The organism is Streptomyces sp. NPDC029159, from assembly GCF_055564055.1.
The window spans coordinates 181,725-206,099 of record NZ_JBVHWT010000002.1 but is presented as its reverse complement, the minus strand read 5'-3'; the positions used below and the strand labels follow the sequence as shown (position 1 = coordinate 206,099).

Genomic DNA, 24,375 nt, shown 5'->3' with positions numbered 1-24,375 from the left:
GCTCCAGAACAGGGACGTACAGACATCGAGCACCTCGACGGTCAGAGCACGTTTACATTGTCAACAGCACTTCACAGTCCACGTCCTCACTCTTGGTGTACACTCCCCGCGAGATACTTACCTTCCACCACGACGCGAGTGACGGGGAGCAGCAGTGGCACTGGAGCAGGTCGGTGGACGTTTCCGGATCACCGGTGACCTGGGTCGCGGAAACATGGGAGAGGTGCACCGGGCCGTGGACCTGGAAGCCGCACCCGGTTCGACGCAGTACGAGGTGGCGCTGAAGACGGTGCTGCGCAACCGCACAGGCCTACTGGTCGAGGCTGCGGAGGAGAACAAGGAGACACAGCGCTTCCACCGTGAGGTGAAGATCATGCGCATGCTCTCCCAGGGGCACCCCAACCTCACCCATCTGATCGCAGGCGGGGTCGACGACGCACCGGGCGGCAGCGGTCTTCCCTACCTGGCAATGGAGTTGCTCGACGGCCACACCCTGGGCCTACTGATGGACGAAGAGCCGCAGCTCCCGGTTTCCTGGGTCGCCGCGATCGGCGCGCAGATCGCGTCCGGCCTCGCCGCCGCGCACACAGCTGGCATCGTCCACCGCGACCTGAAGCCGGCCAACGCGATGCTGCTGTGCAACGGCACCGTGAAGATCCTCGACTTCGGCATGGGCTCGATCGTCGACGACCCCGACCAGACACGGCTGACCAGCACCGGAGTGAGCGTCGGCACGGCCCGGTACATGGCACCCGAGCAGTTCCGCGCCGAGCCGGTCTCCGCCGCGGCCGATCTCTACGCGCTCGGCTGCGTCCTCTACGAGATGCTGATCGGCCGCCCCCCGTTCTCCGCCCGGACCGCCTACGAACTGTCCGTGCAGCATCAGTACGACCCACCGCCGCGGCTGACCATCGTCCGGCCCGATCTGCCGCAGGCCCTGGTGCGCCTGATCTCCCGGCTCCTGGAGAAGGAGCCGGAGAACCGGCCGGAGAACGCCACCCTGGTCCGCGAGGCCCTTATCCCGCACGCGCTCGCCCCCGACGCGACGGTCGGCCTGCTCGCCCCGGAGTGGACGGCGATGGACCCGGTGGCCCGGCTCCGCGCCGACCTGCCGCAGCCCGCCGCCGTGAAGCCGGCCCCGCTACCGCGCCGTTCGCCCCGCCTGCCGGAGACCATGGACGTCTTCGGCATCCACAAGAATCTGATCGAGGAGTACGAGAGCTTCACACGGAGCGCCACCGTCATCCGTGACGCCCGAATCGAGAACTTCGTCGAGGACGACCTGGCCTCGAAGTCGCAGTGGCCCGACCCCTGGCTCTCGCTGAATCCGTTCTTCGCCGACGGCGGCCAGGTCACCGATCTGGTCAGGGACGGGCTGCTGCATCCCCGCTGTGCCGAGATCTTCCAGGCCGGCAAGAAGGAGGACGCCCGCCGTCCGGACGGCCGGCCGCTCACCTTCCACCGCCATCAGCGCGAGGCAATCGAGGCGGCCCAGGAAGGCGACTCGTACGTGCTCACCACCGGCACGGGTTCCGGTAAGTCACTCTCCTACATCGTGCCGATCGTGAACCAGGTGCTGAGGGAGCGGGACGCGGCCGCTCCGGGAACTCCGCGACGGGTACGGGCGATCGTCGTCTACCCGATGAACGCGCTGGCCAACTCGCAGCTCAAGGAGTTGCAGAAGTACCTGCGGCACGGCTTCGGGGAGAGCCGCGAGCCTGTCACCTTCGCCCGGTACACGGGCCAGGAGGACGAGGAGCGGCGCAAGGAGCTGCGCCGGAATCCGCCGGACATCCTGCTCACCAACTACGTGATGCTGGAGCTGATGCTCACCCGGCCGGACGACCGCGACGGTCTGGTCCGTAACGCCGAAGGCCTGCAGTTCCTCGTCTTTGACGAGCTGCACACCTACCGGGGACGGCAGGGCGCGGACGTCGCGCTGCTGATCCGCCGGGTCCGCGAGGCATGCCGTGCGGGACAGAACCTGCAGTGCATCGGCACCTCCGCGACCATGTCCACCGAGGGCACCTGGGAGGACCAGCGGCGGGAGGTCGCCCGGGTCGCGGGCCGCCTTTTCGGCACCACGGTGCTGCCCACCCGGGTGATCGGCGAGACGCTGGTCCGGGCCACCGATCAGCCACCGGCGGCCGTTCCCCCCGAGCGGCTACGGATGCCCGCGGCGCCCCGCGCGTACGAGGCACTCACCCGGGACCCCCTCGCCCGCTGGGTGGAGTCCCAGTTCGGCCTTGAGGAGGAGCCGGATACCGAGCGGCTGCGCCGCTGCGCGCCGCAGACCATCGAATCGGCCGCCGAGGAACTGTCCACCGGCTCCGGGGTCCCCGCCGACCAGGTCCGGGAGGCGATCCGCGCCACCCTGGAGGCCGGTTCCCAGGCCAAGCACCCGGTGACCGAACGTCCCCTCTTCGCCTTTCGCCTGCACCAGTTCCTCTCCAAGGGCGACACCGTGTACACGACCCTGGAGAACCCGCTCACCCGCCCGCTGACCCGCACCTTCCAGCTGGAGCAGCCGGGCAGCGGCGGCATGCCGCTGTACCCGTTGTCGTTCTGCCGGGAGTGCGGTCAGGAGTACCTCACGGTGTGGCGCACGGAAGGCCGTGACGGCGTCTTCCGTTACGAGCCACGGCGTGGCACCTCGGCTTCCGGTGGCCGCGAGGGCGAGGGCTGTCTGTATGTCGGGGTGCCGGGCGAGGACTACGTCTGGCCCGCCGATCCGCAGCGGGCCGTGGACGACCGGCGGCTCCCGGAGTCCTGGCTGGAGCAGGACGCAAACGGTCTGACGGTGGTGAAGAAGTCCTACCGGGAGCGGGTGCCCAGGCGCGTCGTCGTCGACTCCCTCGGCACGGAGAGCGCGGCAGGCGTGGAGGACGGCCAGGGCCTGGAGGCCGCGTTCGTCCCGGCGCCGTTCCTGTTCTGTGTGCACTGCCAGGTGTCGTACGAGCAGACCCGCGGCCGTGACTTCGCCAAGCTGGCGACGCTCGACCAGGAGGGCCGCTCCTCCGCCACCTCCCTGATCTCGGCCTCCATCCTCAAGTCGCTGCGCGCCGTGCCGGAGAAGAGCCTCGACAAGGAGGCCCGCAAGCTCCTCACCTTCGTCGACAACCGTCAGGACGCCTCGCTGCAGGCCGGCCACTTCAACGACTTCGCGCAGGTCACCCAGTTGCGCGGGGCGCTGTACGCGGCGGTCGTGCGCTCCGGTGAAGAGGGGGTGCGCCACGACGACCTGACTCTGGCGGTGACGCAGGTGATGGGCCTCGCGCCGCGCGAGTACACCGGTGTCGCCGACCAGCCGCCGTCCATGGAGCGCCGGGCGACGAAGACCTTCAGGGACGTCGTCGGCTACCGCCTCTACCGCGACCTGGAGCGCGGCTGGCGGATCACCATGCCCAACCTGGAGCAGACGGGCCTGCTGCGCATCGACTACGAGGACCTGGAGTGGGTGGCCGCCCGCGCCGAGCGCTGGGAATCGGCGCACCCGGTGCTCCGCGAGATCGACGCGGAGCTCCGTGCCGAGATCGCCCGCACCCTCCTGGACTTCCTGCGCCGGGGCCTGGCCATCGATGTGCAGTACTTCCGGGACGACTTCGACGCGCTGAAGGGCGCCAGCGAGGAGCGGCTGACCGGCCCCTGGGTCCTCAGTGAAAGCGACAAGCCGAATGTCGGCACGGCCTACCCGTACGGTTCCAAGCCCGGTATGGAGCGCACCGCTCTGTTCCTCTCGCCGCGCGGGAAGTTCGGCAAGTATCTGCGCCGGAACGTACCCGCGCTGCGCGAGGCCCCGCAGGACGATGTGCAGGGGGTGATCGAGACCCTGCTCACCGTGCTCCATGACGCCGACCTGGTGCGCGAGGTGGAGGCGGCCCCGGAGCGTTCGGGGCCGGCGTTCCGCCGGCGCGCGGCGGAGAAGCGCACCGGGTACCGGGTGTCGGCCGCCGCGATCGTGTGGCGGGCCGGCACCGGAGAGACGGGGGCGATCGACCCGCTGACCCGCACCTACAGCCACGGCGAGGGGCCGCGCGTCAACCCCTTCTTCCGCGATCTGTACCGCGACGCCGCGACCGAGCTGGCGGGGCTCTACGCCCGCGAGCACACCGCGCAGGTGCCGCCGGAGGACCGGCTGCTCCGCGAGGAGGAGTTCCGCACGGCCGAACTGCCGCTGCTCTACTGCTCGCCGACGATGGAGCTGGGCGTCGACATCTCCTCGCTCAACGCGGTGATGATGCGCAACGTGCCGCCGACCCCGGCCAACTACGCCCAGCGTTCCGGCCGTGCGGGCCGTTCGGGGCAGCCGGCGCTGGTGACCACGTACTGCGCGACGGGCAACAGCCACGACCAGTACTACTTCCGCCGCTCGGAGGCGATGGTCTCCGGCCAGGTCGCACCGCCCCGCCTCGATCTCGCCAACGAGGACCTGGTCCGCTCGCACGTCCAGAGCATCTGGCTGGCGGAGACCGAGATGAAGCTCGGTACGGCCGTACCTGACGTCGTCGACGTGGCGTACGACCCGGAGAGCGGGGACCGGCCCGATCCCCGGATGGTGCTGCCGCTGCACACGCACATCCGTGACAGGTCGCTCGACGAGGGCGCCCGGCGCCGCGCGGTCGCCGCCGCGCACAACGTGCTCGCGCCGCTGATCCCGGACTTCCAGGACACCACCTGGTGGTACGACGAGTGGATCGAGGACCGTGTCGAGCGGGCCGCGGACAGGTTCGACGAGTCTTTCGACCGGTGGCGTGAGCTGTTCCGGGCCGCCGTGCTCGACCAGTACGAGCAGAACAAGCGGGTGGTGGACCACACGCTCAGCCAGGGCGAGCAGGGCCGCGCCCGCACCCGCCGCCGGGAGGCCGAGACGCAGACCAATCTGCTGCTCAACCGCTCCACCGACAACAAGTCGGTGATGAGCGACTTCAACCCCTACCGCTATCTGGCCTCCGAGGGCTTCCTCCCCGGCTACAGCTTCCCGCGCCTGCCGCTGGCCGCGTACATCCCGCGTTCGGGCAACCGGCGCAACGCCGACGGCGACTATCTCCAGCGGCCGCGTTTCCTGGCGATCCGCGAGTTCGGTCCGGGTGCGCTGATCTACCACGAGGGCGCCCGCTACCAGGTGACCCGGATCCAGCTGCCGCCGGACGCCTCCGGCGATCTGGCGACGGCGGAGGCACGCCGCTGCGACACCTGCGGTTACCACCACCCGGTCCGTCCCGGCCTCGACCGCTGCGCGATGTGCCGTACGGAGCTGACCGGAAAGCGCACCGGCCTGATCCATCTCCACACCGTGTACACCACCCCCCGCGAGCGGATCTCCTCCGACGAGGAGGAGCGGCGCCGGGCCGGTTTCCGGCTGGAGACCTCGTACGCCTTCCAGGACCACGGGGTCCGCAAGGGCCGTCTCACCTCATGGGTGACGGACGGAGAAGGTGCCGCCGTCCTCGCTCTCGACTACGGCGATTCGGCCACGGTCCGGATCACCAACCTGGGCCGGGTCCGCGACAAGGAGGACGTGCAGGACGGCTACTGGCTGGACCTGGGCGACGGCCGCTGGCTCAACGACCGGGCCGCGGCGGACGCCGTGGAGGGCACCGGGATGCCGGTGGTCGACGAGGACGGCAACGAGAAGCGCCGCCGGAAGCGCGTCCTGCCGTACGTGGAGGACCGGCGGAACATCCTGGTGGCGACGCTGGACGAGCCACTGCCGGAACCGGTCGCGTTCTCCGTCCTGTACGCCCTGGAGCGGGGCATCGAGGCCGCCTTCGAGCTGGAGGACTCCGAGCTGACGGCCGAACTCCTGCCGCCGCCCGAAGGACCGCGCCGCCGACTGCTCTTCACCGAGGCAGCGGAGGGCGGAGCCGGTGTGCTGCGCCGGCTGCGACAGGAGCGAGGGGCGCTGGCGAAGGCGGCCCGCGCCGCCCTAGAGATCTGCCACTTCGACCCGGACACCGACGAGGACCTGGGCGGTCCCGAGGGCGGCGAGGAGTGCGCCCGCGGCTGCTACGCCTGTCTCCTGACGTACGGCAACCAGACCCACCACCGCCTGCTGAGCCGCCACGCGGCCCGCCCGCTGCTGCTGCGCCTCGCGGGCTCGCAGACCGAACGCGAGGACCGTGGCGAATCCCGGAGCGAGCAGTTCCACCGGCTGGCGGCACCCGCCGCGGCCGGGTCCGGCGGCCCCGCCCGGAACGGCAGCGACGGCCCCGCCGCACCCACTCCGCTGGAGGCCGACCTCGAAGCCCTGATCGCCTCGGGTGATCTCCTCGGCTGGCTGAAGGCCAAGGGCTACCGGCTGCCGGACGAGGTCGACGTCCTGGTTCCGGAGGCCGCCGCCAAGCCGGATCTGGTGTTCCGTATGGACGGTGCCCATCTCGCGGTCTTCGTCGACCTTCCCGACCACGGCGCCGATTCCACCCGGGACCGCGAGGCCGGCTACCGCCTTGAGGAGGCCGGCTGGGACGTGCTGCGTTTCCGGGCCGGATCCGACTGGGACGCCGTGGCGGACGACAACGCGACGTATTTCCAGACCCGTTGACCGTTACGTTTTCCCCGTCGATCCTTAAGCGCACCGCCCCGGTCCCACCCCAACCACTCCACCCCGCCGACCCCGAAGGAACCGAGAGACCCATGAGCCCCACGTACACGGCCGGTTCGCTGGTGAACGCCCGCGGCCGGGAATGGGTGGTGCTCCCCGAGAGCGCCTCCGGCATGCTGGTGCTGCGCCCGCTGGGCGGTGGCGAGGACGACGTCGCGGCGGTCTTTCCCGCCTTCGAGGAGGTACGGCCCGCCCAGTTCGCGGCGCCGAGCCCGTCCGACCTGGGTGACCAGCGGGCGGCCGGCCTGCTGCGGACCGCGCTGCGCATCGGTTTCCGTTCCGGGGCCGGGCCCTTCCGCGCGCTGGCGTCGATCGCCGTGGAGCCGCGCGCCTACCAGCTGGTGCCGCTGCTCATGGCGTTGCGGCAGCGCACCGTACGGCTGCTGATCTCGGACGACGTCGGCATCGGCAAGACCGTCGAGGCCGGTTTGATCGTCAAGGAGCTTCTCGCGCAGGGCGAGGCGAGCCGCCTCGCGGTGCTCTGCTCTCCCTCGCTCGCCGAGCAGTGGCAGGGGGAGCTGCGGGAGAAGTTCGGTATCGACGCCGAGCTGGTCCTCGCCTCCACCGTGTCGCGTCTGGAACGCGGCCTGGAGCTGGGGCAGTCACTCTTCGACCGGCACCCGTACACGATCATCTCGACGGACTTCATCAAGTCGACCCGGCACCGCGAGGACTTCGTACGGCACTGTCCGGACCTGGTGGTGGTGGACGAGGCGCACACGTGCGTCGCGGCCGACGACGCGCAGGGCCCGGCCTCCTCGTCCACCAGTCAGCTCCGCTACGAACTGCTGCGGCGTGTAGCCGCGGACGAGGACCGGCATCTGCTGCTGCTCACGGCCACCCCGCACTCCGGCAAGGAGTCCGCGTTCCGCAACCTGCTCGGTCTCGTCCGGCCGGACCTGGCCACGGTCGATTTGGAGAGCCCGGCGGGCCGGGCCCGTCTCGCCGAGCACTTCGTCGCCCGTAAGCGGGCCGACGTGCGCCAGTACCTCACCAAGGAGGACGGCCTCGCCGACGACTCCCTCGTCGAGCGGACCGCGTTCCCCTCCGACCGGTGGACCAAGGACGAGCCGTACAAGCTGACCCCCGCCTACCGGGCACTGCTCGACGACGCGATCGCCTACGCCGCGGACCGGGTGGAGACCGCCGGTCGCCAGGGCAAGCGGGAGGCCCGGATCGCCTGGTGGTCGGTGATCGCACTGCTCCGGTCGATGGTGTCCTCGCCCGCCGCCGCGGCCCGCACCCTGGAGACCCGTTCCGAGTCCGCCGCCGCCCGGACCGCCGTCGAGGCGGACGCCCTCGGTGCGCCGCTGACCCGTGACTCCTCGGACAGCGACCGGCTGGAGGGCATGGACGTCGCGCCGGGCGCGGCGGAGAGCGAGCAGGGCGACCCGCGGCTGCGTGAACTCGCCGCGCGTGCGGCCGAGTTGTACGGCCCGGCGCCCGACGCCAAGCTCAAGGCGCTGACCGCGCATCTCAAGTCGCTGATCGCGGACGGCTACAGCCCGATCGTCTTCTGCCGCTACATCCCCACCGCCGAGTACCTGGCGACCCACCTGGAGAAGAAGCTGGGGGCGAAGACGCGGATCGCCGCCGTCACCGGCACGCTCTCCCCGCAGCAGCGTCTGGAGCGCATCGAGAAGCTGGCCGCCGAGGACAGCGGCGACCCGGCCGTCCGCCGGGTCCTGATCGCCACCGACTGCCTCTCCGAGGGCGTCAACCTCCAGCACGCCTTCGACGCGGTGATCCACTACGACCTGGCGTGGAACCCGACCCGGCACGACCAGCGGGAGGGCCGCGTCGACCGGTACGGGCAGAAGCGCGACCAGGTCCGCGTGATCACCATGTTCGGCGAGGACAACGGCATCGACGGCAAGGTCCTCGAAGTCCTCTTCGCCAAGCACCGGCAGATCAAGAAGGACCTCGGCATCTCGGTCTCCGTCCCGGACGAGACGGCCTCGGGCGTCACCGACGCGGTGGTCGAATGGCTGCTCCTGCACGGCAGGCAGGGCACCCAGGAAGGGCTCTTCGACCTCGACGGGCACCAGGAGTCCCTGGACCGGATGGAACGGGAGTGGAACTCGGCCGCCGAGCGCGAGCGGACCTCTCGTTCGAAGTACGCGCAGCGCGCCATCCACCCGGAGGAGGTGGCCCGCGAGGTCACCGCCGTACGGGCCGCGCTCGGCGGCTCCGAGGAGGTCCGCGACTTCGTGCTGGAGGCGCTGCGCGACCTGGACGCCCAGGTCCGCGACCCCCGCGACGGCTCCGGCGACTTCGCCGCGCAGGTCGGCGGTACGCCGGCCGGTGTGCGCGACGGTCTCGCGGCGGTCCTCGGCGGACGGATCGTGGAGGAGGACCGGGAGATCCCGTTCCGCACCTCCCCGGCGATCGGGCGCGGCGAGGCGGCTTTGGTCCGCACCGACCCGGCGGTCGGCGCGCTCGCCTCGTACGTCCTCGACTCGGCCCTCGACGCGAACACTCCGGGCCCGCGCCCGGCCCGTCGCTGCGGCGTCGTCACCACGGACGCGGTCACCATCCGCACCACCCTGCTCCTGGTCCGCTACCGCTTCCACCTGACGCTGCCGTCCCGCACCGGGGAGCGGCAGATCGTCGCCGAGGACGCCCGGCTGCTCGCCTTCGAGGGCCTGCCGTCCCGGGCCCGCTGGCTCGACGACGACGCGGCAGCGGCGCTCCTCGGGGCGCGGGCCGCCGCCAACACCCATGAGCAGCTGGCCCGCAACCAGATCACCCGCACCCTGGACGGACTCCCCGAACTGTCCGGTCACATCACTGAGTACGGTGTCGCCCTCGCCGCCGACCTCGACGCCTCGCACCGCCGGGTACGGAAGGCCGACACCAGCGACCGTGCCGAGATCGTTCGGGGCCTCAAGGTCGTGCCGCAGGAGCCCGCCGACGTCCTGGGTGTGTACGTGTATCTGCCACAGCAGCCCACCGCCGTATCCGCCCCTCTCGTGACCGGAGCCGAAGCCTGATGTCCGCCGCCACCCGCACCGCACCGGTCTTCGCCGCCGTCACCACCGTCGGCGGACTGCTTCCCGGCGACATGCTCGTCCGCATCGCCGAGGCACGGAACCTGCCCGGTACCAAGTCCGCCGATTACGGCCTGCCGGGCTCGGTCGCCGTCCGCGACGAGGCCGAGCGTGCCTGGGAATACCTCAAGCCGCTCTGGCGCGAACTGCGCGCCGCGCTGCCCGCCGATCCGAAGACCGGCGCGCCCGCCGCCGACCCGACCGGCCGGGCCTCCTCCGACTGGCTCTCCCAGCTCTTCCGCAAGCTGGACTTCGGGGCGTTGGCAGAGGTCGGCCCGGAGGGCATCCCCGCCGACTCCGATACGGAGACCCGGTTCCGCATCTCGCACCGGCACGGGCCCGCGCTGCTCCACCTGATCCCCTGGAACCAGGAACCGGACAAGCGGCCGGCGGCCGGGCAGGTGCCGCCGCAGTCCCTTGTCCAGGACGGCCTCAACCGGACCGAGGCTCACCTCTGGGCGGTCCTTACCAACGGTCGAACGCTACGGCTGCTTCGCGACTCGTCGTCGTTCGCGACGGCCGCGTACGTCGAGTTCGACCTGGAGGCGATCTTCGACGGTGAACTGTTCAGCGAGTTCGTGCTGTTGTACTGCGTGCTGCACGCGTCGCGGTTCGAGGTGGCGGAGGGGGCGGCACCTTCTGGGTGCTGGCTGGAGAAGTGGCGCACCGAGGCCGTCACGTCCGGTGCGCGTGCGCTGGATCAGCTGCGGCTCGGCGTCCAGCAGGCACTGACCGTGCTCGGTACGGGGTTCCTCCGTCATCCGGAGAACGGCCGGCTGCGCGAGGACACCGACCCGAAGGCACTCCAGGCGGCGCTCCTCCGGCTGGTCTACCGGCTCCTCTTCGTCTTCGTCGCCGAGGACCGGGACGCGCTGCTCGACCCGGCGGCGGACGAGGCCGCCAAGAACGCGTACGCCCGGTACTTCTCCTCGGACCGGCTGCGCAGGCGGGCCCGGCGGCGCCAGGGCACCGCGCACGGTGACCAGTACGAGGCACTGCGGCTCGTACTCGACGCGCTGGGGACGGAGGGCGGGCGGCCCGAACTGGGGCTGCCCGGCCTCGGCGGGCTCTTCTCACGTACGGAGGCGGACGCACCGCTGGAGGGGCTGAAGATCTCCAACGAGTCGCTGCTCAAGGCCGTCGGGCACCTGGCGCAGGTCCACGACCCGGGGGCACGGCGCTGGCGTGCCGTCGACTACCGGCACCTGGACGCCGAGGAGCTCGGCTCGGTGTACGAGTCGCTGCTCGAACTGGAGCCGAAGCACTCGGCGGCGGACCGGTCGTTCGAGCTGGTTGAGGTCGCGGGCAACAGCCGCAAGACGACGGGAAGTTACTACACCCCGTCGTCGCTGATCGAGTGCCTCCTCGACACCACTCTCGACCCGGTCATCGACGACGCGGTCAAGCGCGGCGAGCAGCGGGCCTCGGCGGGCGGACGCCCCGACCCGGCGGACGACATCGTTGCGGAGCTGCTCGGTCTTACGGTGTGCGACCCGGCGTGCGGTTCCGGACACTTCCTGGTCGCCTCGGCGCGACGGATCGCGAAGCGGGTCGCGGCGGTGCGCGAGCACAACCCGGAGCCGACGGTGGACGCAGTACGGCACGCGCTGCGGGAGGTCGTGGCCCGGTGCATCTATGGCGTCGACCTCAACCCGATGGCGGTGGAGCTGGCGAAGGTGTCGCTATGGCTGGAGGCGATGGAGCCGGGGAAGGCGCTGGGGTTCCTGGATGCGCATGTCCGGCACGGCAACGCGCTGCTCGGCACGACGCCGTCACTCCTCGCGGGCGGCGTGCCCGACGAGGCGTTCGACGCGATCGAGGGCGACGACAAGAAGTACGCGGCCGCGCTCAAGAAACGCAATAAGGCTCAACGCGGCGGCCAGGGTGACTTGTTCGCCGAGTCCGAGGTCACGGTGCCGAGCAATGCGCGGCTCGCGGCGCAACTCAGCCGGATCACCAATGCTCCGTCCGACGATCTGGGTCAGGTGCATGCTCAAGAGGCGGCGTACGAGGCATACGTAAACTCCGCCGCGTACACGCGGGACCGCGAGACGGCGGACGCGTGGTGCGCTGCCTTTGTCTGGCCGAAGCAGACGGGAGCACCGGAGGCGCCGACGCACGACGTCGTACGGAACCTGCTCGCCGGGGGCACGGCGGCGGTGAACGACGCGACGCTGACCGAGGTGCTCGCGCTGAGCGAGCGGTACCGATTCTTCCACTGGCACCTGGAGTTCCCGGAGGTGTTCGCCGTCCCGGAGTCGGGGGCGGGCGTCGATCCGGCGACGGGTTGGGCCGGGGGGTTCGACGCGGTGGTGGGGAATCCGCCGTGGGACAGCATCAACTTCCCCGAGACAGAGTTCTTCGCAGTACGAGCACCGGACATCGCGGCGACCAACAACACGGCGGCCCGGAAGAAGAAGATCCAGGCGCTCGGGGACGACCTCGACACGGTGGGGCTGTTCAACGAGTACGAGGCCGCCAAGCGCCGCGTGTACGGCGAGAGCCACTTCCTGCGCATCTCCGGCCGCTATCCCCTGACGGGGCAGGGAAACCTCAACCTGTACGCGCTGTTCGCCGAGGCCGACCGCATCCTGACCGGCAGCCGGGGGCGTACCGGTGTCATCGTCCCGACGGGTATCGCGACGGACGCGCGGACGCAGTACTTCTTCAAGGATCTGGTGTCGGCGGGGTCGCTGGCGGCGCTGTTCGACTTCGAGAACCGCAGCGGTCTCTTCCCAGCGGTGGACTCTCGCATGAAGTTCTGCGTGTTGTCCCTCGCAGGCCGTTCACTGCGTGAACCAGCCGCCCGATTCGCCTTCTTCGTCCATGACCCGGCGGAACTGGAGGCCCCCGACAAGGTCTTCACCCTCACCCCCGAGGAGATCACCCTCCTCAACCCCAACACCGGGACCTGCCCGGTCTTCCGCAGCCGTCGCGACGCCGAGATCACCCTCGGCATCTACCGCCGGGTTCCGGTCCTCCTCAAGGAGTCGGACAAGGCGAACGGCAACCCGTGGGGCGTGTCGTTCATGACAATGTTCCACATGTCCCACGACTCCCATCTCTTTCGCCCCTCGCCCGCCAGCGGCGAAACTCTTGGCTCGATGCTCGCGGACGGCTGGCGCCTCGACGGGAATGTGCTGGTGCGGGGGACAGAGCGACTGCTACCGCTGTACGAAGCGAAGATGCTGCACCACTACGACCACAGGTGGGCCACGTACACCTCTGAGGGCGATTCCCAGGACCTCCGTGTCAGCGAGAAGCAAGATCCGAACGTCCTCGCCCTTCCTCGTTACTGGGTAGGCGAATCGGATATCACGACAGGCACCACCGATCAACACGGCGCCGAAATCAAAGCAGACGGCGTAAGGAGCCGACTGGCCAACAAGGGGTGGAATGCCCAATGGATGCTGGGTTGGCGCGACATGTGCCGTGCCACGGATGCACGCACCATGATCGCTTCCCTTGCGCCTGCCACCGGAGTAGGCCACAAGTTCCTTCTGGCTCTGGTCAAGACCCCCGAGTTGCTCGCAGCCGCTCTCTCTTCATTCGCGCTGGACTACGCCGCCCGCCAGGCCATCGGCGGCACATCCATGTCCTTCTTCCTCGTCAAGCAACTTCCCGTCCCGTCCCCGACTCAACTGACCATCCACGACTCTACGATCACGTCGCGCGTACTCGAACTCACCTACACCGCACATGACATGACCCCATTCGCCCGCGACCTCGGCGACACGGGAGCCCCCTTCCGCTGGGACGAGGAGCGCCGCACCATCATCCGCGCCGAACTCGACGCCCTCTTCTTCCACCTCTACGGCATCACCCGCGACGACGTTTCGTACATCCTCGACACGTTCCCCATCGTGAAGCGCAAGGACGAAGCGGCCCACGGCACCTACCGCACCAAGGACCTGATCCTCGCCGAGTACGACCGCATGGCCGCCGCCGGCCTCACTCTGGAGACCCCACTCGACGAGAGCGACTCCGGCGCGTACCGCTCCACACTCACCCCGCCCCCGGGGCAGGGCCCGCGCCACCCGGCCCGCGAGGACGACTGACGTCCGGACAACGCGAGGGGCGCCGCCCGCTGCTCAGCATGCGGCGCCCCTCGTCGTATCAGCGCTCTGACGCGAACCGTACGAACCGACCCCACCCGTCGCGACCAACAGCAAAGGCCGGACGCGCCACGTCCTTGGAGTCCCTTACGTAGATGACCTGTTCGGCGATCGCGACCTCCACGCAGCTGTCGCCCTGCGTCCCGCTGTAGCTGGACTTGAACCAGGTGAGTCCTGTCATGTCGCTACTCATGCTCTAGATCTCCTCGGAGTCGCTCCAACAGGTCCCTGGATTCCTTGGGGTTCAGGGCCTGCGAGCGCAGTGTGTCATAGCGCTGGCAGAGGAGGGCCACCGCTTTCGGGTCCGAGATCAGCCTCCCGTTCTGCTGTCCCTCGGAGTATCCGAGCCTCCGATTGTCCGGCGTCTCCAGGATCTGCACCGGCCCGTCCAGGCACCCGTGGAACTCCGTTTCCGTAGGCATAACTTGCAACGTGACGTTGCGCGGCGCCGTGAGTTCCAGCACGTGCTCCAACATGCCCGCCTGCACCGCAGACCCACCCAGCTTCCGCCGGAACACCGACTCCTCCACGATGAACCCGAACGGCACCGTTGGCCGCTCCCGCAACATCACCTGCCGCTTCATCCGCGCCGCGAGCTGCGCCTCCGTCTGCTCGTCCGTCAGCAGCGGAATGCTGTTGTCGAACACCGCCCGCGCATACGCCTCCGACTGCAACAACCCCGGCACCAGCCTGCACTCATACGTACACAGACTCACCGCCGTCCGCTCCAGCCGCGCCCACTCCCGGAACCAGGCCGCCAACCCCGCCTCCCCCCGCGACAGATACGGCGCCGCCCTCCGCAACGCCCCCGTGTTCCCCGTCGCATCCTCCCCCCGCTCCACGAACAGCTCGTCCGGCATCCGCCGACCCAGCTCCACCGACTCCACCGTGTGCTTCGAGAACCGCACCCGCTCCCCGAACTCCACCCTGCTCAGCCCCGCATGCTCACGCAGCGCCTGCACGACCGCCCCGAATGTCCGCAGACTGTCCGACGGATGCGGTTCCCGCTCCCCCTCCGAGAACGCGCCGACCCCTTCTCCGACGTTGGCCATCCGCCACCCCTTCCTCCCGCACGATCACACGCACCCAGAGTGACGGCGCACACCTCGCACTGTCCACCCTGCGCGCCCGTACGGTGACCGTCCGTACGGGGCGCACCTCTCGCCGTCCAGCCTCCGCGCAGGCCACGCTGGCCCCATGAACCACACCGCACCCCAACTCACAATCTCCACCCGGACGTTCAGGCAACAGCTGCCCTCCACCCGTCGCGGCGCACGCCTCGCCCGAATCCTCGCCGTCACCGAACTCCACGCCTGGGGCGTCCCGCCGGACATCACAGAACGTGCCGAACACGTCGTCGCCGAACTCGCCGCCAACGCCGTCCTGCACGGCCGCGTTCCCGGCCGCGACTTCGAACTCGCCCTGACCTACACCCCGCTGCCCCACCCCAGGCGCCTCCTGATCGAGGTCTCCGACGCCCGCGGCGACCGCCTCCCCCGAACCGCCGGCGAGGACCACGACCTCTCCACCGGCGGCCGGGGCCTGACCCTCGTCACCCTCCTCGCCGACCACTGGGAGACCGTGCCACGCCCGCCGGGCGGTAAGACCGTACGAGCGGAACTGGCCACACCGTCCCGTATCTGGCGGTTCGTTGACCGAGCCAACAGACGCCGCATAAGGTCAACCGCGCACCACGTGCACATGGGGGACCTGCTTGAACACTACCGACGCCGCCCGCATGCTCCGTCGGGCCGAAGACGCCTACGGCACGGGCAATTTCGCGCGCACGTTGAACCTGCTGGACCGGATATCCACAGACCGTTCCGGCCTCCCTGAGGACGACCGCGCCTCCTACGACGCACTGCGCGCCCTGCTCGCGGAACGCGCGGGCAACTGGCCCGAGGCGGTCCACCGCTGGCTCGCGGTGTTCGGTACCACTCCGCCCGCGAGCGGCGAGGACCAGCCCTGCGACCTCGGCTGCGACTGCGACGTCCGCACCGTACTCGACGCTCCGGACACCACGTCCGGCGAGACGCCCTGCCTCTGCTGCCCGGCACACGCGCTGTGGCGCCTGGTGTGGCGGGCGGCCCGCCAGGGCGCGATCGGCGAGGTCCTCGACGCCGTCCCCGACCCGTCCGGGAACCGCCGTACCGCCCTGATGCACGCGCTCGCGGTCGGCACGCTGAGGTCGCTCGCCCAGAGCGAGAAGGCCGATCCCGCTCATGCGGTCTTCACCATCGCCGTCTGGCACCTGCTGCTCGACGACGATGACCCCCTCGGTTTCGAAGACATGGTGACCGCCCGGCGCGGCGCTCCCCTCGGCGCAGAGGACTGGCGGTCCGCACGCGACACCCTGACGGACCGGATCCGTACGGCGCTCCGCTCGGTCGACGAACGCGACGGACGCGACGTCCTCGACGCCTGGGAAACCGTCTGGGCCGTCGAGGAGTACGAGTACAGCGGCGAACTCGTCCGCGGCATACGCGCCTACCTCCGGACCGAGGAATGCTTCGGCCAATGCGCCAACGACCAGCTCGACTTCTGGGACGAGGACTGGAACGGCGGTCTCGGCTGCCAGTGCGACGTCGACACCTGGCAGCCGCCCACACCCGACACCGCTCCCCCGTGCCTGGGGCTGCTGCTCGGCGGCCGGCCCTGGACCGGCTCCCCCGTCACCGTGGACAGCGCCGCCGAGCATCTGGAGGCATACGGTGAACACCGTGCCCTGCTCACCGCGTACACCCGCCGTCACGGCGAACCCGCCACCTGGCAGGCGGACTCCGACACCCACCGGGCCTGCGCGCCTTACCTCGCCAACGCCCTGGCCACCAGGGCCTGCGAGCAGTTCGCGAAGGGCGCGTGGCAGGACACCCTCACCGACCTCACCTCGGCCGCCCGCCTCGGCCTCGTACTCGACCGTCGCCACCACGAGATGGCCCGCAAAGCCGGACTGAGCGCCGGTCGGAACGGCAACGGCTACCAGCAGGCCCCGCTCGTCCAGCGCATCCACTGGCTGGAGTGCGCGCACGCGCTCGCCCCTGATGACACCGCCCTCGCCGAGGAGCTGGCAGCCGCCCTTGTCCGGCGCGGCACCGAAGCGCTGGGGACGAAGGACAGGGATCAGGGCCGTGCCCGCTTCCAGCGTGCGCTGTGCGTACGCCCCGGCGATCCGGTGGCACAGGGCGCGCTCGACGCGCTGGATCTCGCCGACATCGCTTCCGTCGTCACAGGAAACAGGCCGGGCAGGCAGCCCGGCCTGCAACGGGTCGGGGAACTTCTACGCCGCGGGTTCCGTACGGAGAACCCAGCCGATGATCTGCACGAGGTGTACTCCTGGTACTGCGACCGGATGATCGAACGGACCGTGCGGAAGGCACTCGACGGGAGGAAGAGCGAGGCCCGTCGGGTCCTGCGACGACTGGAGGAGGTCCGCCCCTCCAAGGACGAGCGAGGAGAACAGGACGACGACGGTGACATCGCCCGCCTCCTGCACGACGCGGCCGTCCGGCAGCTCGGAGCACGGTCCGGCGACTACACCCGGCAGGTCCCTCTGCTGCTCTCCGCCGCCGCGTCCTACGCACGGCTCACCGGGACGGAGGCCGAGCGGCAGGCGCTGGAGACCGTCCTTCCGTTCGCCGCCGAACTGGTCGACACCGGGCGCTTCTCCGAGCTGATCACCCTCCAGGGCGGGCTGTTGATCACCCCGGGCCGCTCCGCGGAGTACGACCAGCTCGTCGCCGTCGCGTACCACCGGCGCTCCCGCGCCCGCCGTGCCGACGGGAACCGCGCCGGTGCCGTACGCGACGAACGCACCGCGACCGCCCTGGGGCTGGAGACCGGCCGGCAGACCTCCCTCCCGCTCGAACCGATGATGTTCCCCGGCCTCTTCGACTCACCTGGAACACCGGACCCGGACGACCCGCCGTACATCCAGGAGACCCTGTGACCGCGCACTCCCGCACACCGATGCCCTCCTTCGGCCCCACCGTGTTCGAGCTCCTTCCGCGTGCCAGGCCGGGCATCGGCCAGGGAGACCTCGCGAAGGCGGCGGGCGTGGCGGTCTCCCGGGCCCGCCGCGCACGGGACACGGACCGCGAGCGCGCCCTGAAGACCGCCCACGACGCAGCCCGCACCCCGGGCGACGCCCTCGTCAGTGAACTGCTCACACCGCCCCTCCCGTCATCCACCGCTCCGAAAGGTCCCGCATCCAAGTGACCGCTCCCCCGCCCGGCACCGACGAGCTGCGCAAGCTGCGCGTTCGCGTCGCGGCCCTCTCCCGCAAACGCGAAGAGGCCGTGGCCCAACTGACCGACCTCCTCACCGCGTTGCTGCCACTCGACGATCTCCTCGCCGACACGGCGAACCGGTCCGAGCAGTTCGGCCACTCCGGGACAGGCCGTACCGGACAGCTCGCGGCCGCCGTGCAACAGCAGACGGACGCCGCCCACCGGATGCTCCGGGCCGAACTCGCGCGCCACGGCGTACATCCCATGGACCTCGTCGGGAAGATCCCCGACCCGGTGGAGGCACGGGCGACGGGCGTCGAACCGCATCCGACCGCCCCCGAAGGAACCGTCCTGCGGGAGACCGTCACCGGCTTCCGCCACGGGACCGACTGCCTGCGCCGTGCCGATGTCGTCCTGGCCGTACCCGGGCCCGCGCCCGCCGCTGAACAGGCGGCACCCGCTGGCCGCTCCGACGGCGGGGCCACGCGGGAGCGCCGCAACCAGCCGCACCGCACCAGCCGCGCCCAGCGCCGGCAGCCGCTGCCTCGCAAACCTTCCAAGCGCCGCCGCTGAACCCGCTCCGCACCGCCCCCTCCCGTCCCTGCCACCTGAAGGCCACGTCATGCCGTACCGCACACTCGGAATCGATCTCGGCACCACCAACTCCGTCACCGTCTGGATGGACGGCGGAGTTCCGGCGGTCCTCCCCAACCGCCACGGCGAGCAGGCCACGGTGTCAGCCGTCGGCACCGGCGCCGACGGATCCCTCCTGGTGGGCAGCGAGGCACTCGGCGTGCGCGACCAGCTACCCAGCTCCGTGATCACCGAGGTGAAGCGGCTGATCGGCCGCCGCCACGCCGACGCCGACGTACAGCGGCTGCTCGACGAGCGGCCCGTGGACGCACCGCCGGTACGGGAGTCCACGGACGGCGGGATCGAGATCCGGCTCGGCCCCCACTGGCTGACGCCCGTACAGATCTCGGCGATCCTGCTGCGGCGGCTGCGCACGGACGCCGAGAACACCGCCGGCGAACCCTTCCCGCGAGCCGTGATCACCGTCCCGGCGTACTTCACGGAACCGCAGTACGCGGCGGTGCGGGAAGCCGGGGAGCTTGCGGGATTCGCCGTCGCACGAATCCTGCCCGAACCGACCGCGGCGGCCCACGCCTTCGGGGTGGAGCGCCTCGTCGAGGATGAAGACGACATGTGCTCGGTGCTCGTGTACGACCTCGGCGGCGGCACCTTCGACGTGTCCCTGCTGATCATCGGGTCGGGGTACTTCCGGGTCTACAAGCTCGGCGGGGACAAGTCGCTCGGCGGGGCCGACTTCGACTCCGCGCTGTGCCGGATGCTCACCGAGAAACGACTCGGCGGCCGCGACCTCTCCGGGACCGGCGACGCGGCACGGATCCGCGCCGCCGCCGAACGCACCAAGATCGAACTCTCGGACGTCACCGCAGCGGAGATCATCCTCGCGCCGCTCGGAAAGAACGGCGGCTCCTGGACGGGAAGGGTCACCCGCGACGACTTCGAGGAGCTGATCGGCGCCGAGATCGACCGCACCCTGGAGCTCACCCGCGGCGTGTTGCGCGACGCGTCCAGGACGACCGAGGACGTCGACAAGGTCCTGCTCGTCGGCGGCTCGACCCGTATCCCGCTGGTCCGCCGCCGCCTGGCCGAACTGTTCGGCGAGGAGAAGGTGCACAGCGGAATCGACCCCATGTCCGCCGTCGCGCTGGGCGCCGGCATCGAGGCCGGGCTCGCGTCCGCTCTCGCCTGCCCCTCCGAGTCGTGCCTGACCACCGGGATCCCGCTCACCGAGAGCGCCTGCCCCGACTGCGGCACCTCTCTGCTCGGCACGGCGACGGTCGACTGCCCCGGCTGTCATGTGCCCGCCGCCGAGGGGACCACGAGCTGTCCGGTCTGCACTGTCAGCCTCTCGGGGCTGCGGGCGGCCGCCCCCGTCGCGTCCCGCGCCGCGTGCCCGCACTGCGGCTGCCCGGAGAACTCCACCTCGGCCACTCTGTGCCAGGACTGCGACCAGCCGCTCGACGCGGGCGGCCTGAAGTGCCCCGGGTGTCAGATGGTCAACGCCACCGGTCTGACGGCGTGTTCGGCTTGTGACACGCTGTTCCAGACCGACCAGCCGGAACAGGTCACCGCCCAGAACCTGGGACTGGCACTCGACGACGGCACCGTCGCGGTCCTCTTCACCGCCGGAACGACGTACCCGACCGACTGGCGGAACATCGAGAACCTTCAGATCCGGCCGGACGGCACCACCGCGCTGACCTTCCGGATCGTCGAAGGACCGCACGAGAAGTCCCATGCCCGCAACGAGTTCTGCGGGGAGCACACGCATGTCTTCGACAGGGGCACCGATAGCGTGGAGCGGCTCACACTCCGGGTACAGCTGGACGAGAACCGCACCGTGAACCTCGCCTACCGTATCGGCGACGGCGAGGAGTTGGGCGCGCGGCTGCGCCGCAGCGCCGTCGCCGACGGCATCGGCCGCGACGCCTCTCGACTCCTCGACGAGATCCGTACCCATGTCGCCCATTTCGGCGGCGGGCTGACGGAGGCCGAGCACGGAGTCTTCGCCGAACTGACAGACCAGCTCACCGCGATCGTGCGCGGTGAACCCCTCGGCCGGTCCCTCGACGGATTCCTCGACGAGGCTCGCGACAAGGTGGAGACGTGCCGGGACGCCCGCGGCTGGTCGGCCAACGCGTCCATCGCCGCACGCCGGGGCCGGGAGCTGGGCCTCGGCGCGCCGGCCGAAGAACTGGCCGACGCACGGCGCGCCCTGGACGCGGCACGCGATCGGCTGGATCTACCCGCGATGCGAGCAGCGACGGAACACGCCCGCGGCCTGTGGCGGCAGCTCGACACCACCATCTGGCGGTCCATGCTCGCTGCCCACGATGCCGAGCTCGGCCGCTTCCCGGAGTCCGTACGCCGTCCCGTCCTGACCGCCTGGGACGACCTGCGCGCCGCGGCCTCTCGCGGGGACTACGCCGTCCAGGACGCGCTGCACATGAAACTGAACGAGCTCGCCGGTCACTCGCAGGCGCCCACCGCGGCGGCGCGCAAGCAGCGGGACAGCGCCCAGGTGTTCCCCGAGCGCCGATAGCCGAACGGGTGTGGTGAGCGTCCAGCACACCGAACGTACCGATTGACATCGTCAACACGTAGGCTGGACGCGCTTCCTGCCACCTGAACCACCCACGCCCCGGAAGGTCCCCATGCCCCAGCTCCCCGACCGTCTTCCCGGCTTCCCGGACTTCCGGATCACCCTGCCCAAGGACGCCGGGGAGGCCCACGGCTTCCTGCTCACCGAGCCCGGCGACAACGGCTCGCACAAGTTCCTGGTGAGCGCGGGGTCGGCGGTGTCGGCGGAGGACTGGCCGGGGCTGAGCGACTTCGCTCGCCGGCTCCGTTCCGGACTGCGGGAGAACGGGACGCTGGCCGACGGCCCCCGCCCCGGCGCCTGGACCGCGTCCCGCGACATCGTGTGCAACTCGCCATCCGCCGCGGCCTCCCTGGTCCTCGGCTACGGAGCCACCGGCCCCGGCACCTGGCGCAGCGCCGAGGACGGGCACCGCCTGGGGGACTTCCTGCCGCAGAGCTGGCGGGCCCCGCAGAAGGCATGGCTGGTGCGGGGGAACAACGTCTCCGGCCACAACCTGGTCCGCCGGCTCTGGCTGAAGGAGGGCCTCGTCTCGCACGACGCACCCCACCTGCCGCAAGTGGACGAGCCCGAACCGACCAAGAGCGTGCTGCGCCGCTTCGTCGAGGAGGGTTACGAGGGCTCGGCGACGTACCACCAGAAGCGCGGTCTCGTCGACGAACTGCACGCCTTCTTCACCCAGATGCGGATCGGCGACACCGTCGCCACCCTCAGCGACGGCCTGCTCCACCTCGGGCGGATCACCGGCGACCTGGTGCAGTCGGGCTCCCCAGGTGGGCTCTCGAACCTCCGGCGCCCGGTGGCCTGGCAAGAGACCGCACATCCGTACGAGGAGCTGCCGGAGGAAGTGCAGCAGAAGCTCTCCGCCCAGCACGACGTGGTCGACCTGACCCCCGTCCTGGAACAGCTCACCGCGCTCACCGGCAGCCCGGGGACAGCGCCAGCGCAAGCCGGGCAGGTTCTGGAATCCGCCGAGCAGCGCGTCCTGACCTTCCCCGAGGTCACCGACGAGTTCGCCCGAAAACTCCTCGTCCACAACCGGTCCTTCCTCGACGAGCTGCGTGAACTCCTCCTCGACGAGCGGCAGATGGTCCTCTACGGGCCGCCCGGCACCGGAAAGACGTATCTGGCGCTGAAGCTGGCCGAGTACTTCGGCGGCGGCCCGGAGCAGGTCAAGATCGTCCAGTTCCATCCGTCGTACGCGTACGAGGACTTCTTCGAGGGGTTCCGACCGGTCGAGGACCCCGAGACACGGGAGGTCGCCTTTCGGCTGACGGCGGGACCGCTGCGAGAGCTCGCCGACACCGCCTCCCGGGAGGGCAACCGGCATGTGCCGCACTTCCTGATCATCGACGAGATCAACCGGGCCAATCTGGCGAAGGTCTTCGGCGAGCTGTACTTCCTCCTGGAGTACCGCAAGCGCTCGGTGCGACTGACTTACTCCGGGGACGACTTCGGACTGCCGCCGAACCTTTACGTGATCGGCACCATGAACACCGCGGACCGGTCGATCGCGCTGGTGGACGCGGCGATGCGGCGCCGATTCGCCTTCGTGGAGCTCTCCCCCCGGGTGGAGCCCACCGCCGGCCTCCTCACCCGCTGGCTGAAGCGCGAGGGCAAGGATCCCGAGCCGGCCCGCCTGCTCGACGCGCTCAACACGGCGATCGACGACCCGGACTTCGCCATCGGCCCGTCCTACCTGATGAAGCCCGGCGTCTACCGCGAGGGCGGCCTCGACCGGACCTGGCGCACCAAGATCCTCCCCCTTCTTGAGGAGCACCACTACGGCGAGGGCATCGACTTCGCCGCCCGCTACGGCCTGGACGCGCTGCGCGAGCGGACCCGGCGGTCATGAGCGGGAACGCGGCGGGCGGCGCCGCCCCGGCGCACAGTGACATCCCGGCCGCGACCACCGACGGCAACGCGGCAGACGGCGCGGGCCCAGCATGCGGCGACGTCCCGGTCGAGATCACCCTGCGGGAGTACGGCGCCGCCTTGTCCGTACCGCTGGACGCGGCCACCGGGCGGGCCCTCGTCGCGGCGCGGTTCCTCGACGCCGCCGCGCCGGACCCCGAGCGGCCCGGACACTGGAGGCTGCGGGCGGGCCACCAGGTCGGCGCGGTCCGGCTCCCGGGCGGGACGGTCCTGCGGATCGCGCCCAAGACACCCGTGGAGCGGCTGTTCTTCCTGCTCGGCTTCAGCCTCGACCCGGGTGGCGCCTGGCGCGACAGCCGTGAGGGCACGGTCGGCACCGGCGCGCACGACGAGGTGGTACCCGCGCTCGCGTACGCGGTGGAGCGGCAGATCGACGCGGCGCTGCGGCAAGGGGTGCTCCAGGGCTACCGGGAGACGGCGGAGTCCGCCCTGGTGGTCCGGGGCCGACTGCGGGAGGCCGAGCAGATCCGGCTCCACTTCGGGCGCATGCCGCCCGCCGAGATCGTCTACGACGCGTACACCGCCGACACCGCCGAGAACCGTATCCTGCGCGCCGCGGTGGAACGGCTGCTGCGGCTGCCGTCCGTTCCTGGGACGGTACGGCGCCGTCTCGCCCACCAGCGCATCCGGCTCGCGGACGCCGGTCCTCTGGTCCGCGGCCAGGACCTGCCGCACTGGCAGCCGTCCCGTCTCAACTCCCGGTACCAGCCCGCCCTGCGGCTCGCCGAGGCCGTACTGTCCTCCACCTCGCCCGAGCACCGGGCCGGCCCGCTCGCCCTGGACGGCTTCCTGCTCGACATGAACCAGCTCTTCGAGGACTTCGTGACGGTCGCACTGCGCGAGGCCCTCCGGGAGTACGGCCTGACGGCGCGACTGCAGGACGTACACGCTCTCGACCCGGGCGGCCAGGTCCGGATGAAGCCAGATCTGGTGGTGTACGGCGCGGACGGCCGTACACCTGTCGCTGTCGTCGACGCCAAGTACAAAACCGAGAAGTCCCACCGGGCCCACGGATACCCGAACGCCGACCTGTACCAGGCGCTCGCCTACGCCACCGTGCTCGGCCTGCGCGAGGCGCATCTGGTGTACGCGGCGGGCCGTCTGCCCGAGCGGACGACCGAGGTCCGCGGCACCGGCGGCCTGCGGCTGTTCCAGCACAGCCTCGACCTCACCTCTGAACCCGCGGCGCTGCTGCGGACCTTCCGGGAACTCGCCGCCCGCCTGGCCGGACCTACGTCCTGACACACACGGAAAGGGG

The 24,375-nt window shown here is 70.6% G+C and carries 12 protein-coding genes; 10 read left to right on the top strand and 2 right to left on the bottom strand.

Translation table 11 applies throughout. The features are described 5' to 3' along the window. Positions 1-214 precede the first annotated feature (214 nt). The 3 genes from ACZ4U4_RS05115 to ACZ4U4_RS05105 all read left to right on the top strand — a co-directional run bounded on the left by ACZ4U4_RS05115 (position 215) and on the right by ACZ4U4_RS05105 (position 13,709). Positions 215-6,541 (top strand): protein kinase domain-containing protein, encoded by a 6,327-nt coding sequence (locus tag ACZ4U4_RS05115; protein WP_467869769.1) that lies wholly within the window; start codon positions 215-217, stop codon positions 6,539-6,541. A gap of 92 nt (positions 6,542-6,633) precedes the next feature. Then, positions 6,634-9,594: a helicase-related protein gene (locus ACZ4U4_RS05110; RefSeq protein WP_467869063.1), complete on the top strand. Its 2,961-nt coding sequence runs from the start codon at positions 6,634-6,636 to the stop codon at positions 9,592-9,594. Beyond that, positions 9,594-13,709 (top strand): Eco57I restriction-modification methylase domain-containing protein, encoded by a 4,116-nt coding sequence (locus ACZ4U4_RS05105; RefSeq protein ID WP_467869062.1) that lies wholly within the window; start codon positions 9,594-9,596, stop codon positions 13,707-13,709. The genes ACZ4U4_RS05110 and ACZ4U4_RS05105 overlap by 1 nt, the downstream gene beginning before the upstream one ends. A gap of 58 nt (positions 13,710-13,767) precedes the next feature. On the opposite strand, the gene ACZ4U4_RS05100 is transcribed toward ACZ4U4_RS05105, so the two are convergent. Together ACZ4U4_RS05100 and ACZ4U4_RS05095 are read right to left on the bottom strand one after the other, a co-directional pair. Continuing rightward, positions 13,768-13,959, bottom strand: coding sequence for a DUF397 domain-containing protein (locus ACZ4U4_RS05100; protein WP_467869061.1), 192 nt, complete (start codon positions 13,957-13,959; stop codon positions 13,768-13,770). Then, entirely contained in the window at positions 13,952-14,818 is an 867-nt protein-coding gene (locus ACZ4U4_RS05095) for a helix-turn-helix domain-containing protein (protein ID WP_467869060.1), read from the bottom strand. The genes ACZ4U4_RS05100 and ACZ4U4_RS05095 overlap by 8 nt, the downstream gene beginning before the upstream one ends. 145 nt (positions 14,819-14,963) lie before the next feature. Here ACZ4U4_RS05095 and ACZ4U4_RS05090 point away from each other — a divergent pair, with 145 nt between their 5' ends. From ACZ4U4_RS05090 to ACZ4U4_RS05060, 7 genes are all read left to right on the top strand, one after another. Further along, a complete protein-coding gene (locus tag ACZ4U4_RS05090) occupies positions 14,964-15,602 on the top strand; it encodes an ATP-binding protein (RefSeq protein ID WP_467869059.1) in 639 nt (212 codons plus the stop codon). Continuing rightward, the gene (locus tag ACZ4U4_RS05085) at positions 15,556-17,712 is read left to right on the top strand and encodes a hypothetical protein (RefSeq protein WP_467869058.1); all 2,157 of its coding nucleotides are present in this window, start codon (positions 15,556-15,558) and stop codon (positions 17,710-17,712) included. The genes ACZ4U4_RS05090 and ACZ4U4_RS05085 overlap by 47 nt, the downstream gene beginning before the upstream one ends. Next, positions 17,709-17,981: a hypothetical protein gene (locus ACZ4U4_RS05080; protein ID WP_467869057.1), complete on the top strand. Its 273-nt coding sequence runs from the start codon at positions 17,709-17,711 to the stop codon at positions 17,979-17,981. The genes ACZ4U4_RS05085 and ACZ4U4_RS05080 overlap by 4 nt, the downstream gene beginning before the upstream one ends. Beyond that, a complete protein-coding gene (gene grpE, locus ACZ4U4_RS05075; protein WP_467869056.1) occupies positions 17,978-18,565 on the top strand; it encodes a nucleotide exchange factor GrpE in 588 nt (195 codons plus the stop codon). Before ACZ4U4_RS05080 ends, grpE begins: the two co-directional genes overlap by 4 nt. Positions 18,566-18,614: 49 nt before the next feature. After that, positions 18,615-21,125, top strand: a complete 2,511-nt coding sequence (locus tag ACZ4U4_RS05070) for an Hsp70 family protein (RefSeq protein ID WP_467869055.1) — start codon at positions 18,615-18,617, stop codon at positions 21,123-21,125. Between the two features lie 112 nt (positions 21,126-21,237). Continuing rightward, a complete protein-coding gene (locus ACZ4U4_RS05065; protein ID WP_467869054.1) occupies positions 21,238-23,037 on the top strand; it encodes an AAA family ATPase in 1,800 nt (599 codons plus the stop codon). Then, positions 23,034-24,359 carry an McrC family protein gene (locus tag ACZ4U4_RS05060; RefSeq protein ID WP_467869053.1) on the top strand — a complete coding sequence of 442 codons (1,326 nt, stop codon included), beginning with the start codon at positions 23,034-23,036 and terminating at the stop codon, positions 24,357-24,359. Before ACZ4U4_RS05065 ends, ACZ4U4_RS05060 begins: the two co-directional genes overlap by 4 nt. The last annotated feature ends 16 nt before the right edge of the window (positions 24,360-24,375 follow it).

What these genes read in the sequence shown, in the direction of transcription:
- ACZ4U4_RS05105 (WP_467869062.1), top strand. Translation starts at nt 9,594, where the DNA reads ATGTCCGCCGCCACCCGCACCGCACCGGTCTTCGCCGCCGTCACCACC.
- ACZ4U4_RS05110 (WP_467869063.1), top strand. Translation starts at nt 6,634, where the DNA reads ATGAGCCCCACGTACACGGCCGGTTCGCTGGTGAACGCCCGCGGCCGG.
- ACZ4U4_RS05065 (WP_467869054.1), top strand. Translation starts at nt 21,238, where the DNA reads ATGCCCCAGCTCCCCGACCGTCTTCCCGGCTTCCCGGACTTCCGGATC.
- ACZ4U4_RS05090 (WP_467869059.1), top strand. Translation starts at nt 14,964, where the DNA reads ATGAACCACACCGCACCCCAACTCACAATCTCCACCCGGACGTTCAGG.
- ACZ4U4_RS05060 (WP_467869053.1), top strand. Translation starts at nt 23,034, where the DNA reads ATGAGCGGGAACGCGGCGGGCGGCGCCGCCCCGGCGCACAGTGACATC.
- ACZ4U4_RS05070 (WP_467869055.1), top strand. Translation starts at nt 18,615, where the DNA reads ATGCCGTACCGCACACTCGGAATCGATCTCGGCACCACCAACTCCGTC.
- ACZ4U4_RS05095 (WP_467869060.1), bottom strand. Translation starts at nt 14,818, where the DNA reads ATGGCCAACGTCGGAGAAGGGGTCGGCGCGTTCTCGGAGGGGGAGCGG.
- ACZ4U4_RS05115 (WP_467869769.1), top strand. Translation starts at nt 215, where the DNA reads ATGGGAGAGGTGCACCGGGCCGTGGACCTGGAAGCCGCACCCGGTTCG.
- ACZ4U4_RS05100 (WP_467869061.1), bottom strand. Translation starts at nt 13,959, where the DNA reads ATGAGTAGCGACATGACAGGACTCACCTGGTTCAAGTCCAGCTACAGC.